General features: G+C 71.3%; 11 protein-coding genes. 8 read left to right on the top strand and 3 right to left on the bottom strand.

Features of this window, described 5'->3' with window-relative positions; genetic code table 11:
• The first annotated feature begins 146 nt into the window (after window positions 1-146).
• The 3 genes from WME98_RS14680 to WME98_RS14670 all read left to right on the top strand — a co-directional run bounded on the left by WME98_RS14680 (window position 147) and on the right by WME98_RS14670 (window position 4,045).
• Window positions 147-2,519, top strand: coding sequence for a 3-hydroxyacyl-CoA dehydrogenase/enoyl-CoA hydratase family protein (locus WME98_RS14680; RefSeq protein WP_061629473.1), 2,373 nt, complete (start codon window positions 147-149; stop codon window positions 2,517-2,519).
• A 9-nt stretch (window positions 2,520-2,528) separates the two neighbouring features.
• On the top strand, window positions 2,529-3,710 hold the full coding sequence (locus tag WME98_RS14675; protein WP_437333855.1) for a thiolase family protein: 1,182 nt from the start codon (window positions 2,529-2,531) through the stop codon (window positions 3,708-3,710).
• 77 nt (window positions 3,711-3,787) lie between these two features.
• A complete protein-coding gene (locus WME98_RS14670) occupies window positions 3,788-4,045 on the top strand; it encodes a BolA/IbaG family iron-sulfur metabolism protein (RefSeq protein ID WP_020740589.1) in 258 nt (85 codons plus the stop codon).
• 6 nt (window positions 4,046-4,051) lie between these two features.
• Here WME98_RS14670 and WME98_RS14665 read toward each other — a convergent pair whose 3' ends face one another.
• The gene (locus tag WME98_RS14665) at window positions 4,052-4,867 is read right to left on the bottom strand and encodes a DUF4215 domain-containing protein (protein ID WP_437951867.1); all 816 of its coding nucleotides are present in this window, start codon (window positions 4,865-4,867) and stop codon (window positions 4,052-4,054) included.
• A 395-nt stretch (window positions 4,868-5,262) separates the two neighbouring features.
• On the opposite strand from WME98_RS14665, the gene WME98_RS14660 reads away from it, so the two are divergent.
• The 5 genes from WME98_RS14660 (at window position 5,263) to WME98_RS14640 (ending at window position 12,674) form a co-directional block, all read left to right on the top strand.
• Window positions 5,263-7,335, top strand: coding sequence for an OmpA family protein (locus tag WME98_RS14660; RefSeq protein WP_437951866.1), 2,073 nt, complete (start codon window positions 5,263-5,265; stop codon window positions 7,333-7,335).
• Window positions 7,336-7,414: 79 nt separating this feature from the next.
• Entirely contained in the window at window positions 7,415-7,921 is a 507-nt protein-coding gene (locus tag WME98_RS14655) for a hypothetical protein (RefSeq protein ID WP_437333852.1), read from the top strand.
• Window positions 7,922-8,020: 99 nt separating this feature from the next.
• Window positions 8,021-9,826, top strand: a complete 1,806-nt coding sequence (locus WME98_RS14650; protein ID WP_437951865.1) for an acyl-CoA mutase large subunit family protein — start codon at window positions 8,021-8,023, stop codon at window positions 9,824-9,826.
• A 286-nt stretch (window positions 9,827-10,112) separates the two neighbouring features.
• Window positions 10,113-11,852, top strand: a complete 1,740-nt coding sequence (locus tag WME98_RS14645) for an ABC transporter substrate-binding protein (RefSeq protein WP_437951864.1) — start codon at window positions 10,113-10,115, stop codon at window positions 11,850-11,852.
• Window positions 11,853-12,026: 174 nt separating this feature from the next.
• Window positions 12,027-12,674 carry a hypothetical protein gene (locus tag WME98_RS14640; RefSeq protein ID WP_437951863.1) on the top strand — a complete coding sequence of 216 codons (648 nt, stop codon included), beginning with the start codon at window positions 12,027-12,029 and terminating at the stop codon, window positions 12,672-12,674.
• A 15-nt stretch (window positions 12,675-12,689) separates the two neighbouring features.
• On the opposite strand, the gene WME98_RS14635 is transcribed toward WME98_RS14640, so the two are convergent.
• Both WME98_RS14635 and WME98_RS14630 read right to left on the bottom strand, forming a co-directional pair.
• Window positions 12,690-13,352 carry a PE-PGRS family protein gene (locus WME98_RS14635; RefSeq protein ID WP_437951862.1) on the bottom strand — a complete coding sequence of 221 codons (663 nt, stop codon included), beginning with the start codon at window positions 13,350-13,352 and terminating at the stop codon, window positions 12,690-12,692.
• Between the two features lie 174 nt (window positions 13,353-13,526).
• Window positions 13,527-14,756, bottom strand: a complete 1,230-nt coding sequence (locus WME98_RS14630) for an AAA family ATPase (protein WP_437951861.1) — start codon at window positions 14,754-14,756, stop codon at window positions 13,527-13,529.
• Between the last annotated feature and the right edge of the window lie 13 nt (window positions 14,757-14,769).

Genomic DNA, 14,769 nt, shown 5'->3' with positions numbered 1-14,769 from the left:
GACCGGCCGTTCTTCGCCGAACTCCGCGCCGACGACGCGCGTCCTCGCTCGCTCACCCCCGCGGCCGTCCACCCCGGATACGCTTGCGCCCGGCGCCCTTTGCGCCAATGGTTCGCGCCCCATATTCATCATCCCGGAGGATCTGCATGACGAAACCAATCCGCCGCGCGGGCGTCATCGGCGCGGGCGTCATGGGCAGCGGCATCGCCGCCCACTTCGCCAACGCCGGCATCGAGGTCCTGCTCCTCGATATCGTGCCCCCGAACCTCACCGACGCCGAGCGGAAGGACCCGGCCGCGAGGAGCCGGTTCGCCGCAGGCGGGCTCGAGAAGGCCCTCAAGGCCAGGCCCGCCGCGTTCTTCCACCCCTCCCACGCCCGCCTCGTGCGCACCGGCAACACCGAAGATCACTTCGCCGAGCTCGCCCAATGCGACCTCGTTATCGAGGCGATCATCGAGAAGATGGAGCCGAAGCGCGCCCTCTTCGCGCGCCTCGAGCAGGTCATGCGGAAGGACGCGATCGCGGCCTCGAACACCTCCGGGCTGCGCATCGAGGAGATGATGCAGGGGCGCTCCGAGGACTTCCGCAAGCGATTCCTCGTCATGCACTTCTTCAACCCGGTCCGGTACATGAAGCTCCTCGAGCTCGTCGCCGGCCCCGACACCGACCCGGCCGTCGTCGCCCGCGTGCGCAAGTTCGGCGAGGACGTGCTCGGCAAGGGCATCGTCTTCGGCAAGGACACCCCGAACTTCGTCGGCAACCGCATCGGCACCCACGCGATGCTCACCGCCATCCACCTCATGATCGAGGAGGGCCTCGCGCCCGAGGACGTCGACGCCATCACCGGCGTCGCCATGGCGCACCCGAAGAGCGCGAGCTTCAGGACCGGCGATATCGTCGGCCTCGACACCTTCGCCCACGTCGCCGACAACTGCTACACGGCGCTCGAGCGCGACGAGGACCGCGAGGTCTTCAAGGTGCCCGCCTACATCCGCAGCATGATCGAGGCGAAGCTCCTCGGCGACAAGACCAAGGGCGGCTTCTACCGCAAGGCCAAGGAGGGGCTCGAGACGCTCGACCCCGGAAAGCTCCAGTACCGCCCGCACGGCGGCGACGAGGCGATCAAGAAGGCCACGAAGTCCTGCGAGAAGATCGAGGACCCCGCCGCGCGCGTGAAGAAGCTCGCGAACGACCCCGGCAAGGCAGGGCAGTTCGCCTGGAAGGTGCTCTCCCGCTCGCTCGCGTACACGGCGCGCCGCGTGGGCGAGATCGCCGACAGCATCGTCGCCATCGATGACGCCATGCGCTGGGGGTACAACTGGGAGCTCGGGCCGTTCCAGACCTGGGACGCGCTCGGCTTCGCCGAGACCGTCGAGCGCATGCAGAAGGACGGCATCAAGCTGCCCGAGTCGATCCTCCGCATGAAGCAGAGCGGCGCGACCTCGTTCTACCGGCAGGACGGCGCGGTGTTCGACCTGCTCAAGGGAGAGTATGTCGCCCGCGAGGTCGATCCGCGGAACGTCACGCTCGCCGGCGCGCGCCGCGGCGTGAAGCCCGTGCTCGCCAACGACGGCGCCGAGGCGTGGGACCTCGGCGACGGCGTGCTCGGCGTCACCTTCAAGACCAAGGCGAACAGCCTCGATCCGGACTCGATCGGGATGCTCTCGCTCGCCGCCGAGAAGGCCGAGCAGGACTTCCGCGCGCTCGTGGTCTTCAACCAGGGCGAGCACTTCTGCGTCGGCGCCAACCTGTTCCTCGTGGTGATGGCCGCGGGCAACAAGGACTGGGAGGCGATCCGCAAGATGGTGAAGGGCTACCAGGACGCGACGCAGCGGCTGAAGTACGCGAGCGTCCCGGTCGTGGCCGCGCCCTACGGGATGACCCTGGGCGGCGGGCTCGAGCTCTGCTTCGCGTGCGACGCGGTGCAGGCCGCGGCCGAGACGTACGCGGGGCTCGTCGAGGTCGGCGTCGGGCTGATCCCGGGCGGCGCGGGGACGCTGAACATGCTCTGGCGCGCGTTCGAGGGGATCCCGGAGGGCGTGCCGGTGAACTCGTACGACCTCGTGACGCAGGTCTTCAAGAACATCGCCCTCGCCAAGGTCGCGACCAGCGCGGACGAGGCGAAGGCGCTCGGGTTCTTCCGCAAGACCGACGGCGTGTCGTTCGACCGGGCGCGCCAGCTTTACGAGGCGAAGGCGCGCGCCGTGGGCCTGGCCGAGGCCGGGTACCACGCGCCCGTGCCGCGCGCCTACAAGCTCCCGGGCGAGAGCGGGATCGCGACGCTGCAGATGATGATCGACACGCTCGTCGCCGGCGGCCACGCCAGCGAGCACGACGCGAAGATCGCGCGCAAGCTCGCCGAGGTGCTCTGCGGCGGCGCCGGCGGCGCGGCGCGCGAGGTGACCGAGGAGGAGATCCTCGAGCTCGAGCGCGAGGCGTTCGTCAGCCTGTGCGGCGAGCCCAAGAGCGCTGAGCGGATGCAGTACATGCTGATGAACAACAAGCCCCTCCGGAACTAGGTGAACGCCATGGTCGACGTCGTAATTGCAGAGGCCGTCCGCTCGGCCGTTGGCCGGGCCCACAAAGGGTCGCTCGCGCAGAAGCGCCCCGACGAGCTCGCCGGCGAGGTCGTCGCCGCGCTGCTCAAGCGCGTCCCCCAGGTGAAGCCGGAGGACGTCGAGGACCTCGTCCTCGGCTGCGCCATGCCGGAGGGCGAGCAGGGGCTCAACGTGGCGCGCCCGGTCTCGCTCCTCGGCGGGCTGCCGCAGGAGTCGTCCGCGATCACCATCAACCGCTTCTGCTCGAGCGGTCTCCAGGCGATCGCGATCGCGGCGGGCAGCATCGCGATGGGGTCGCTCGACGTCGCCGTCGCCGGCGGCGTCGAGTCGATGACCATGGTGCCGATGACCGGCAACAAGCTGAGCGCGTCGCCGGAGGTGATGGAGCGCTGTCCGACGGTGTACACGCCGATGGGCATCACCGCGGAGAACGTGGCGAGCCGGTTCCAGGTGAGCCGCGCCGACCAGGACGCGTTCGCGCTGAAGAGCCACCAGAAGGCGGCCGCGGCGCGCGAGGCCGGGCGCTTCGAGGACGAGATCGTGACCGTGAAGGGCGTGCGCTACGAGAACGGCAAGCGCGTGACCTTCGACTTCCGCGCCGACGAGCTGATCCGCAAGGAGACCACGGCGGAGGCGCTCGCGGGGCTGAAGCCGTCGTTCGCGGCGAAGGGGAGCGTCACCGCGGGCAACAGCTCGCCGCTGTCGGACGGCGCCGCCGCCGCGCTCGTGATGAGCAAGGCGAAGGCGGACGCGCTCGGCGTGAAGCCGCTCGGGTACTTCCGGTCGTTCGTGACCGTCGGCGTCGACCCCGCCATCATGGGGATCGGCCCGGTGCCCGCGGTGCGGAAGCTGCTCGCGAGGACCGGGTTGAAGATGGCCGACATCGACCTCTTCGAGGTCAACGAGGCGTTCGCGTCGCAGGCCGTTTACGTGCAGCGGTCGCTCGAGATCCCCGAGGAGAAGCTCAACGTGAACGGCGGCGCGATCGCGCTCGGCCACCCGCTCGGGTGCACCGGCGCGAAGCTGACCGCGACCGCCCTCCACGAGCTCCGCCGGCGCGGCGGCCGGTACGCCATCGTCACGATGTGCATCGGCGGCGGCATGGGCGCGGCCGGGCTGATCGAGCTGGCCCGCGCGACCGCGAGCGCCTGATCTCGGCCGGGGCGCGGCCCGCCGCGGCGCCGCGCTCCGGCTTCCCCGCGGCGGGTCGATGGCCTATAGAAGGGCCCATGCCCACCCACCTGACGACGTTTCAGGGGTCGATCCCCGACGCCTTGAAGCGGGCCATCGAAGAGAAGATCGAAGGCTCCACCGCCGAGGTGACCGGCGGCGGAGGGCACTTCAACCTCGTCGTGACCTCGCCGGTGTTCGCCGGCAAGAGCATGCTGGAGAGCCAGCGGCTGGTCTACAGCGCGATCGCCCACCTCATGGCCGGCGACCTGGCGCCCGTCCACGCGATCGACAGCCTGAAGACTAGGACTCCCTGAGCGGGATCAGCGGCGGCGCAACGGCGCCGCCGTCCACGCGGGCTCGACCTCGCAGGCGCTGCTGCAGCCGTCGCCGTCGACGGTGTTGCCGTCGTCGCACGCCTCGCGCGCGGTATGGATGCCGTCGCCGCACACGGAGACGCACGCGCTGGGCTCGCCGCTGCACGTGTAGCCGAGCGTGACCTCGCAATCCGGGCTGCAGCCGTCCGCCCCGACCGTGTTGCCGTCGTCGCACGCCTCGGTGCCGATGAGCAGGCCGTCGCCGCAGAGCGGGCCGCAGACGCTCGGCTCGCCGACGCACCTGTAGCCCGCCTCGATCACGCAGACCCCGTTGCAGCCGTCCTCGCTCGCGAGGTCGCCGTCGTCGCAGGTCTCGGCGCCGCGCAGGAGGCCGTCGCCGCACATCGTCGAGCAGATGCTCGGAGCGCCGGCGCAGGTGTACCCGGCCTCGATGGCGCAGCCCTCGCCGCAGCCGTCCCCCGCCGCGGTGTTGCCGTCGTCGCACCCCTCGGCGCCGGCCACCGCCCCGTCGCCGCACACGGCGTCGCCGTCGCCGCCGCCGCCTGCCGCGCCCGCGCCGCCGGCGCCGCCCGCGCCGCCCGCGCCGCCGCCGCCCGCGTCGCTTGCGCCCGCGCCCCCGTCGCCGCCGCCTGCGCTCGCGGCCCCGCCGGTGCCCGCCGTCGTCGCGCTCGACACGGAGCCCGACCCGCCCCCGCCCGACCCGGCCCCGCCGCTGCTGTCGCTCGGGCCTCCCTCCCCGCACGCAAGGAGCGCCACGGCCGCGAGCGCCGCGGCCGACCCAGTCCACCTCGTGAACAGCATCCATCCCTCCAGGAGCGAGATCCGCGACCGACGGTGGCCCCCCATCGACTCCGTACCGAGCACCTGTCGCCGCAATCTCCCTCGGAATACCCGTCTCCGATAGCCAGGGACAATTCTAGCGCTGCTGGCGCGCTCGTCGCCCGGCGCGCACCCCGGCGCGCCGGGATCGCGCGGAGGGAGCGCGGCTTTCCCCGGCAAATCGCGGCGCTCCGGCGCGAGGCGACCCGCGCGCGGGGCCGGGCCGCGCCCGCGCCGAGGGGCCCCCGCCCGGCCCGCGGCCGGAGCCCGCCGCGCCGTCTGTTTGACACCGGAATTCGCGCGGTGGTACGTGGCGCCGAGCGCCAGCTCCAGGTGCGCTTGCCCCATCGCGACCTCACGAACCCGAGGACCCTGCCATGACGCCTCGCTCTCCGTTGCCCCCCGCCGAACCGCGCCCGGGCGCGCCCGACGCGCCCGACGATCGGCGCGCGCCGCCCCCCCGCAGCCAGCAAGGCCGGCCCCGTCGCCCGGGCGCCGCGCTGCTCTCCCTCGCCCTCGGCGCCGCGATGACCGCCGCCGCCGCGGGCGAGGCCGCGGCCCAGACGCGCACGGGCGAGGGCAGGAACGGCGACGGCATGGACCTGCACCTGTTCCGGCCGGCGGTCGACTCCAAAGGCCTCTTCTCGGTCAACGGGGCGGACATCCTCGGCGCCAACGACATCAGCCTAGGGCTCGTGCTCGATTACGGGCACAACATCCTGCCGCTCAGCGAGAACGACCAGGGAACGAAGGTGATGCTGAATCACGCGTTTCAGGGCACGTTCCAGTTCGATTACGGCATCGCCAACTTCCTGGTCGTCGGCCTCTCCGCGCCGGTGGTGCTCAACGGGGCCAACGCGATCAACGACATCGGCCCGGGCCCCGGCGGCAATTACGACGACGACTCGCTCGACGCCCAGGCGCTCGGCAACCTGGCGATCCACGCCAAGGTGCGCCTGCTCCGCCCCGATCAGGACGTGATCGGGCTCGCGGTGATCGCCCAGGCCGGCGTCGGCGTCGCCGGGGCGGAGGACTTCGCCGCGGACCCAGGGTTCTTCTTCTGGCCGCAGATCGTGCTGGAGAAGCGGTTCGGCATCACCAACCCGTTCCGGATCGCGCTGAACGCCGGCTACCGCGGCCACACCGGGAAGAACCCGGCGTTCGGCCTGCGCTCGGACGGCGCGACCTACCAGCTGAAGCACGGAGACTTCGAGTACTCGGACCTGATCACCGGCGGGTTCGGCATGAGCTACCGCGTGCTCACGCCCCTCGACCTCGTGGCCGAGACGTACCTGACGCAGCAGGTCGGCGGCGGCGAGAGCAGCAAGCAGAAGCTGTCGGCCGAGGCGGTCGGCGGCATCAAGCTCTTCATCGAGCGCAACAGCTTCCTCATGCTCGGCGCCGGGCTCGGGTACACGCCCGGCTTCCAGGCGGCGGAGCAGCGCGCGACCATCGGGTTCGTCTTCGAGCCGTCGATCGGCGACCGCGACGGCGACGGCATCAAGGACGATCAGGACGACTGCCCCGACGAGCCGGAGGACTACGACGGCTTCCAGGACACCAAGGCGGACTCGCCCCCCGGCAAGTACGGCTGCCCGGATCCGGACAACGACGAGGACGGCATCCTCGACGTCGACGACCGCTGCCCGAACAACCCGGAGGACCGCGACGGCGACGAGGACGACGACGGCTGCCCGGAGGGGAGCGACGGCGACCGCGACGGCGACGGCATCCTCGACTCGCGCGACAAGTGCCCGGACGAGCCGGAGGACCGCGACGGCTTCCAGGACAAGGACGGCTGCCCGGATCCGGACAACGACAAGGACGGCATCCCCGACAAGTCCGACCAGTGCCCGAACGACCCGGAGGACCGGGACGACTTCGAGGACGAGGACGGCTGCCCCGATCCCGACAACGACCGCGACGGCATCCCCGACGTGGCCGACAAGTGCCCGAACGATCCCGAGACGTTCAACGGGCTCGAGGACGAGGACGGGTGCCCGGACAAGGGCAGCGTCGTGATCGAGGAGAACAACATCGTCATCCTCGAGAAGATCCAGTTCGCGACCGGCAGCGCGGAGATCCTCCCGGAGTCGTTCGGCATCGTGCAGGCCGTCGCCGAGACGCTCAAGCACCACCCGGAGTTCACGCTGATCGAGGTGCAGGGGCACGCCGACGAGCGCTCGGCCGACGCCTACAACCTCAAGCTGACGCAGGCCCGCGCGGACGCGGTCGCGGCGGCGCTCGCGCAGCGCGGCGTCAACAAGAACGCGGTGCGCTCGATGGGCTACGGCGAGTACTGCCCGATCGATCCCGCCCACAACGCGGCGGCCTGGGAGAAGAACCGGCGCGTCGAGTTCAAGGTCGTGCGCACCGACAAGGGGCCGACCAACGTGGAGCTCGGCTGCGCGCTGGCCCGCTCCAAGGGCGTCGTCCCGCCGCCGCCCTGAGCGGCGCGCGCCCCCCGCGGCGGCCGCCCGCGCGCGGCCGATCTGGACAGGACGGGCGGGCCCGGGGGAGAGTGGCCCCATGAACGCCCGCGCCCCGCTCTCCGCCGCCGCGGCCCTCGCGGCGGCGGCGCTCGCCGCCCTGGCGGGCGGCTGCATCGACACCGACGCCGCCGTGTTCGTCGACCCCTCCATCGCCGCGCCCGAGGCGACCGTCTCGTCGGGCGCGCTCGGGACCGGCCTTCAGGCGAGCTTCGCGCTGAAGCTCCACCTGGGCCCGCGGGCGAGCGGGCCGAGCCGCGTCGCCGTGCGCGGGTTCGAGATCTCGAGCGCCGATCAGAAGACCGCGATCGTGGCGCCGCTCCCCGCCGAGACGACGACGCCGCTGCCGGTCGAGGTCGCTCCGGGCAGCGACGTCACCGTGGAGTTCACCTTCGATACGGGCGCGGCGGGCACGACGCTGCCGGCCGACGCCGCGGCGGCGCTCTGCGCCGCGGAGGGGATCCGCGTCACGGGGACGATCGAGGACTCGCTGGAGGACGGGGCGACGCCGGTCGCCTCCGCGGTGTTCCACGCGCGCTGCCCGTGACGCGCCGCGCGGCGGCGCAGGAGAGCGCGGCGGCGATCCCCGCGCTCTCCGGCGCGCTCTCCCGCACCGCCGCGCGCGCGCCGCGCTAAAATGCGGGCCATGGCGCAACGACAGCCCACCCCCCCGCCGCAGGCCGACGCGGATCGCGCGCTCCGGTCTCCGGCCCACGACGGCGAGAGCAACGGAGGCGCGCCCCGCACCACGAACGGCGGAGGCGGCGACGGGCTCGGGCTCGACCAGGACGGGCTCGCGGCGCTCCGGCGCGCCGTGGCCGCGTGGCGCGAGGGCCCGGTCGCCGAGGCGTCGGCGCGCTTCCCGCCGCGCAGCGAGCGCTTCACCACCTGGAGCGGCGTCGACGTGCCCGACCTCGCGACGCCGGCCGACGCGCCGGCCGACCACGCGGCGGCGCTCGGGCTGCCCGGGGAGTACCCGTTCACCCGGGGCGTCCAGCCGACGATGTACCGCGGCAAGCTCTGGACGATGCGGATGTTCGCGGGCTTCGGGACGCCGGAGCAGACGAACGCGCGGTTCAAGTACCTGCTCGCCGAGGGCCAGACGGGCCTGTCGACCGCCTTCGATTTCCCGACGCTCATGGGCTACGACTCCGACTCTCCGCGGTCGCTCGGCGAGGTCGGGATGTGCGGTGTCGCGGTCGACACGCTCCGCGACATGGAGGTGCTCTTCGACGGCATCCCGCTCGATCAGGTGACGACGTCGATGACCATCAACGGCCCCGCCGTGGTGCTGCTCGCGTTCTATATCGCGCTCGCCGACAAGCGCGGGATCCCGCGCAAGCGGATCGGCGGCACCGTGCAGAACGACTGCCTGAAGGAGTTCATCGCCCAGCACGCCTGGCTCGTCCCCCCGCGCCCGGCGATGCGCGTCGTGACCGACATGATCGAGTTCTGCGCGCGCGAGGTGCCGCGGTGGAACTCGGTGTCGATCAGCGGGTACCACATCCGGGAGGCGGGCTCGACCGCCGCGCAGGAGCTCGCGTTCACGCTCGCGGACGGGCTCGCCTACGTCGAGAGCTGCGTCGAGCGCGGCCTCGACGTCGACGCGTTCGCGCCGCGCCTGTCGTTCTTCTTCGACGTCCACAACGACTTCTTCGAGGAGATCGCGAAGCTCCGCGCCGCGCGCCGCATGTGGGCGCGGTTCCTCAAGGAGCGCTACGGGGCGAAGCGGGCCGAGAGCATGAAGCTGCGCACGCACGCGCAGACGGCCGGCGTCTCGCTGACGGCCCAGCAGCCCTACAACAACGTGGTCCGCGTCTCGCTCCAGGCGCTCGCCGCCGTGCTCGGCGGCACCCAGTCGCTCCACACGAACTCGCTCGACGAGACATACGCGCTCCCGACCGAGGAGAGCGTGACCATCGCCCTCAGGACGCAGCAGATCATCGCCCACGAGAGCGGCGTCGCGAACACCATCGATCCGCTCGGGGGGAGCTACTACGTCGAGTGGCTCACCGATCGCCTGGAGCAGGAGGCGCTCGAGTACATCCGGCGGATCGACGAGATGGGCGGGATGGTGACCGCCATCGAGAAGGGGTATCCGCAGCGCGAGATCGCCGCGTCGGCCTACCGGTTCCAGCGAGAGCTGGAGTCGAACGAGCGGATCATGGTGGGGGTCAACCGCTATGCCGCCGCCGGCGAGAAGACGATCCCCCTCCTCCGGATCGACGAGGAGGTGCAGCGGGTGCAGTGCCAGAACCTGGCCCGGGTCAAGGCCCAGCGCGATCAGGACCGGGTGCGAAGCGCGCTCGCCGAGGTGCGAAACAGCGCGCGTGGTCGCGACAACCTCATGCCCCCCATCATCGCGGCGGCGAGCGCGTACGCGACCGAGCAGGAGATCTGCGACGTGCTGCGCGACGTCATGGGCACGTACAGCGACCCTGCCGAATTCTGAGCTCGCGAGATCGCCGACGCGCGCTCTGGCGAAGGCGCGGGCGCCGGAGTGCGCATCCGATCAGGTCGCGGGCCTCACGGCGGCCCTGGGAACCCCCTCAATTCGTCAGGTTGACACTTCTCTACGTCGGCCGGTAGAGTGCGCCGGCGTCAGGGTGCCGCAGTCGCGGCTCATCCGTGGCGCCGCCGTACGGTCTGCTGTTGTCGCTGCGCTGCGGCGCTGCGTGCTGTCGGTCGAGTGAGAGGATCGTCGCGGGCGACCGAGGTCGCCGCGAGGGAGCAAGCTTATGAAGAGTCGATCCATGTCGCGCCGCATTTTTGCCCTTTCGGCGCTCTTCCTGTCCGTCGGCGCCACGGCGGCCTGTGACAACAAGGGGGCCGAGTCCGGCAAGGACCCGGCGGGGGCGAACTCCGCCGCCGCGGGCCCCGGGGCCAAGGACCAGGGCGGGGCGAAGGGCGGCGCGAAGTTCGTCACCATCTCCAGGGAGCAGCAGGCGTCCTGGGTGCGCAACTTCAACCCCCTGCTCGGCGAGGGGAGCGTGCGCTTCCCCACCGTCGCCGGCATCTACGAGCCCATGATCGTGTACAACACGATGAAGGGCGAGTTCGTGCCGTGGCTCGCCACGAAGTACGAGTGGAGCGACCAGAACAAGAAGCTCACCTTCTCGACCCGCCCCGAGGTCAAGTGGTCCGACGGACAACCCTTCTCGGCGAAGGACGTCGCGTTCACGTTCGGCCTCCTCAAGAAGTTCCCGGCGCTCGATCTCTCGGGCGTGTGGAAGTTCGTCGACTCGGTCGAGGCCAAGGACGACACCACCGTCGAGTTCAAGCTCAAGGAGGCGTTCGTCCCCGGGCTCCACTACATCGGCCACCAGCCGATCGTGCCGGAGCACAAGTGGAAGGACGTCGCCGACCCGGTCACGTTCACGAACGAGAACCCGGTCGCGACCGGCCCCTTCACCGAGGTGAAGACGTTCCAGAACCAGATCTACGAGCTCGGCAAGAACCCGAACTACTGGCAGAAGGGTAAGCCGTACGTCGAGGGGCTGCGCTTCCCGGCGTACCCGGGCAACGACCAGGCGAACCTGGCGCTCATCAACGGCGAGGTCGACTGGGCCGGCAACTTCGTCCCCGACATCGACAAGACCTACGTCGCCAAGGACCCGGAGAACAACCACTACTGGTTCCCGCTCGTCGGCGGCACCGTGACGCTCTACCCGAACGCCACGAAGAAGCCGTTCGACGACATCAAGCTGCGCAAGGCCATCAGCATGGCCATCGACCGCGCGCAGATCGCCAAGATCGCGGTCAACGGCTACACGGTCGGCGCGGACGGGACCGGGCTCGACGACGCGTACGCGCGCTGGCGCAACGAGAAGGCCGCGGCGGCCGGCGACTGGACCAACTACGACGTGGCCAAGGCGAACGCCCTCCTCGACGAGGCCGGCTACGCCAAGGGCGCGGACGGGATCCGGGCGAAGGACGGCAAGCCGCTGAAGTTCGACATCAACGTCGTGACCGGCTGGTCCGACTGGGTGCGCGCGGTCCAGATCACCACGCAGAACCTGAAGGCGGTCGGCATCGACGCGTCGCTGAAGACCTACGACTTCAGCGCGTTCTTCGAGGCGCTCCAGAAGGGCACGTTCGACATGTCGATGGGCTGGACGAACACCGAGCCCACGCCGTTCAACTTCTACCGCGATCTCATGGCGCCGGAGTTCGTGAAGCCGGTCAACGAGGCCACGACGCGCAACTGGCACCGCTTCGCCGCCAAGGAGGCCGAGCCGCTGTTCAAGAAGTTCGCGGCCGCGACGGATCCGGCGGAGCAGAAGAGCATCATCGACGATCTGCAGATGATCTACGCCCAGCAGGTGCCGGTCATCCCGCTGTTCAAGAACCCGTCCTGGGGCGAGTACAGCACGAAGCGCTTCGTCGGGTGGCCCAGCAAGGAGAACCCGTACGCCAAGCTGTCGCCGAACAACTCGCCGGACTACCTCCTCGTCCTGACCGAGATCAAGCCGAAGTGAAGATCGCTGCGCGGCGCGCCGGGCACCCGGCGCGCCGCGCGCGTCTCCGCGCCTTCAGCGTCTCCGCGCGCCGCTGCGCGCCTCGTCACCTCGCCGCGCGCTCCGCGTAGCTCCTCCCTCCGTCTCCGCACAAACCTTGGCCGCCGGCGGCGCCGGTGCGAAGATCGCACCACAATGCGCCCCTCGGCCGCCCAGATCGCACGGTTCGCTGCGCTCCTCTCCGGAGCCGTCCTCGCCGCCTGCGGCGGCAGCCAGCACGCGGGCGCCGCGGCGTTCTGGGAGGGCGGCACCGTCGACCCCGCCGCGCCCGCCGAGCCGGACGCCTCGCAGCAGAAGACGCCGCGCCGGGCGGTCGGGACGCCCGACGACTTCGACGGCGCCCCGTCCACGCCCGAGGAGCGGGCTCCCTCGGCGTGGGTCGGCGTGCGGCACGACCTCGCGCTCGCGCGCGCCGCGTCGCGCGCCGAGCGGTGCAGCTGCCTGGCCGTGGAGGTGGGGGAGGCGCGCGACCCGCGGTTCCAGTGGGCGGCCGGCGCCCCGGAGACCGGGGGCGACACGCTCGCCGTCGCCCTGAGCGCGCGCGGGGTGCCCTGCCCGGGCGGCCCCGCCGACGAGGAGCTCCGTCGCCCGTCGATCTCGGCGGTCGATCAGGAAGGGAACGACGTCATCATCGAGGTCGAGGAGCTGCCGCCCGGGCGGCCGCTCGCGACCGGCGCCGTGATCCCGAGGCCCGCCAAGGGCGGGGCGATCTACGTGAAGGGGCGGAGCGCGAAGGTTCCCTACGCGCGCGCCGCCGGCGGCGCGCGCTGCAAGGTGTATTGAGACCGGCGGCGGCGCTCAGTCGCTGGGAGCGCCCGCGCAGATCCAGTCGTTGATCTTCTTGATGTTGGCCTCGGACAGGGCCATGTTCGGCGGCGGGGGCATGCGCTTGCCGCCGTTGCACAGGTCGACGTTGCGCAGCTTGTTGATGATGTAGCTCTGGCTCGGCATGCCCGGCACGACGAGCACCCGATCGGCGCAGGTCGTGCTGTCCCCGTCGACGAGCTCGCCGTGCGCCGCGTTCGCGCGGAGATCGAGCTCGCCGGGCAGGTGGTCGCTGTTGCCGTGGCACCCCGCGCAGTTCGCGGTCAGGATCGCCTTCACGTCGGCGAAGGTCGCGGTGTCCGCGCCGCACGCCGGATCGGTCGGGGTGGAGCCGCCCTCGCCGGTGGAGCCGCCCTCGCCGGTGGAGCCGCCCTCGCCGGTGGAGCCGCCCTCGCCGGTGGAGCCGCCCTCGTTGGCGCCGCCCTCGCCGTTGGAACCGCCCTCGTTTCCGCCGCCTTCGCCCGTGGTGGCGCTGCTGGTCGAGGTGGTCCCGCCGCCCGAGCCCGTGGTGGCGCCGCTGGTCGAGCTGGTCGTGCCGCCGCCCTCGCCGCCGGGGTCGTCGTCCGAGCAGGCGGCCGCCGATAGGCCGACGGCGAGACAGAGGGCCAGTCGAAGTGTAGTTTTCTGGAGAAGCATGGAAGACCTCATTGCACTGGATTGACGCGGCGGTCGCCGCGCCATGAACGCCGGTAGCCTAGAGGTCTCTGGGGGCGTTCACAACGCATTTCGCGAGAAGGGCAGATATTCAGCGCCTCGCGAAATGGCGGCACTGCAACTCAATGGCAGCGCTGTACCGCGCTGTCCGGCGCGCTACCCCGCGAGCGCCCTCGAGGACAGCAGCTCTCCCGGATCGCGCTCTGCCATCTCCTCGAAACGCGGGAGCTCGGCGAGCCGGCGCGCCGTCGTGGCGCCCGTCTCGGGGTCGCGCTCGAACGAGATCGCGCGGCTGAGGCCCTGCTTCGACACGCCCCGGAGCAGCGCGGGGGAGTGGGTCGTCGCCACGATCTGACAGACGGAGGGCCGCGCCGCGCCCTCCAGGAGCTGCGCGAGCACGCCCGCTCGCTCGGGGTGCATGCCGGCGTCGGGGTCCTCCACGAGGAGCAGCGAGCCCTCCGGCGCGGTGAGCACGCCGGCGATCTTGCCGAGCGCGCGCAGCGCGCCGTCCGGGAGGCTCGGCGCCGGGACGCGGGCGCCGCCCTTCTCGACGAGCACCATCATCACGTCGCCGAGGCCCGTCTCCGCAAACTCGATATCGAGGATCTCGGGCGCGAAGATCGAGCGCACCCACCCGAGCACGTCGGCCTTGTGATCGGCCTCCTGACAGAGCCAGCGGAGCACGGCGGAGAGGTTCTGCCCGCCGGCGCCGAGGTTCTCGATCTCGTGCGGCACGTAACCCCGCATCCGCGAAGGGTCGATGTCGATCGACAGCGTGCCCCGCATCGCGACCTGGAGCGCGTTGCAGAGCGCGATGACGTCCGAGAGGCTCACGTCGTCGCCGCGCCCGCGGTGGTGCTCGATCTGGCCGAGCAGGCTGCGCCGCGCGGGGTTGCGATCCATCGACGCGATCCTCATCGAGCGGCCCTTCTTCGACGCCGACATCAGCGCGCCCGCTGCGGCGAACCCCTCCAGGCCCTTCAGCGCCGACGCGGGCGTGTCGAAGAGCGGCCCGCCGGCCGACTTCGCCTCGAGCGACTCGTGCTCGACGATCACGTCGGGCTCGACCTGACACGTGATCTTGTGTGTGAGCTCCTCCTTCCCTATCGCCCATCGGCTCTCGATGGTGAACGATTTGGCTCCCTTGTGCGTGGCCCCCTGCGTGCCGCCGCGCAGGCCCGGCCAGATCTCGCGCCTGCCGTCGACGCGGCCGCGGAAGATGTCGCACAGGGGGAGATCCAGCCCGACGCCCTGCAAGAAGCGCAGGGCGTCGAGGAAATTGCTCTTGCCGGAGCCGTTGGCCCCGAGCAGCAGCGTGAAGGGGGACAGCTCCACCGTTTGATCGGCGAAGCTCTTGAAGTTCTTGAGTCGAATGGATGTCAGCATGCCTGGCCGCTCG

The organism is Sorangium sp. So ce296 (assembly GCF_051529605.1).
GTDB classification, from domain to species: domain Bacteria; phylum Myxococcota_A; class Polyangia; order Polyangiales; family Polyangiaceae; genus Sorangium; species Sorangium cellulosum_D.
This window is presented reverse-complemented; position numbering and strand designations above follow the sequence as displayed.

Bases quoted from the DNA above. Each gene is read 5' to 3' on its own strand.
- WME98_RS14680 (WP_061629473.1), top strand. From the start codon at position 147: ATGACGAAACCAATCCGCCGCGCGGGCGTCATCGGCGCGGGCGTCATG.
- WME98_RS14675 (WP_437333855.1), top strand. From the start codon at position 2,529: ATGGTCGACGTCGTAATTGCAGAGGCCGTCCGCTCGGCCGTTGGCCGG.
- WME98_RS14670 (WP_020740589.1), top strand. From the start codon at position 3,788: ATGCCCACCCACCTGACGACGTTTCAGGGGTCGATCCCCGACGCCTTG.
- WME98_RS14665 (WP_437951867.1), bottom strand. From the start codon at position 4,867: ATGCTGTTCACGAGGTGGACTGGGTCGGCCGCGGCGCTCGCGGCCGTG.
- WME98_RS14660 (WP_437951866.1), top strand. From the start codon at position 5,263: ATGACGCCTCGCTCTCCGTTGCCCCCCGCCGAACCGCGCCCGGGCGCG.
- WME98_RS14655 (WP_437333852.1), top strand. From the start codon at position 7,415: ATGAACGCCCGCGCCCCGCTCTCCGCCGCCGCGGCCCTCGCGGCGGCG.
- WME98_RS14650 (WP_437951865.1), top strand. From the start codon at position 8,021: ATGGCGCAACGACAGCCCACCCCCCCGCCGCAGGCCGACGCGGATCGC.
- WME98_RS14645 (WP_437951864.1), top strand. From the start codon at position 10,113: ATGAAGAGTCGATCCATGTCGCGCCGCATTTTTGCCCTTTCGGCGCTC.
- WME98_RS14640 (WP_437951863.1), top strand. From the start codon at position 12,027: ATGCGCCCCTCGGCCGCCCAGATCGCACGGTTCGCTGCGCTCCTCTCC.
- WME98_RS14635 (WP_437951862.1), bottom strand. From the start codon at position 13,352: ATGCTTCTCCAGAAAACTACACTTCGACTGGCCCTCTGTCTCGCCGTC.
- WME98_RS14630 (WP_437951861.1), bottom strand. From the start codon at position 14,756: ATGCTGACATCCATTCGACTCAAGAACTTCAAGAGCTTCGCCGATCAA.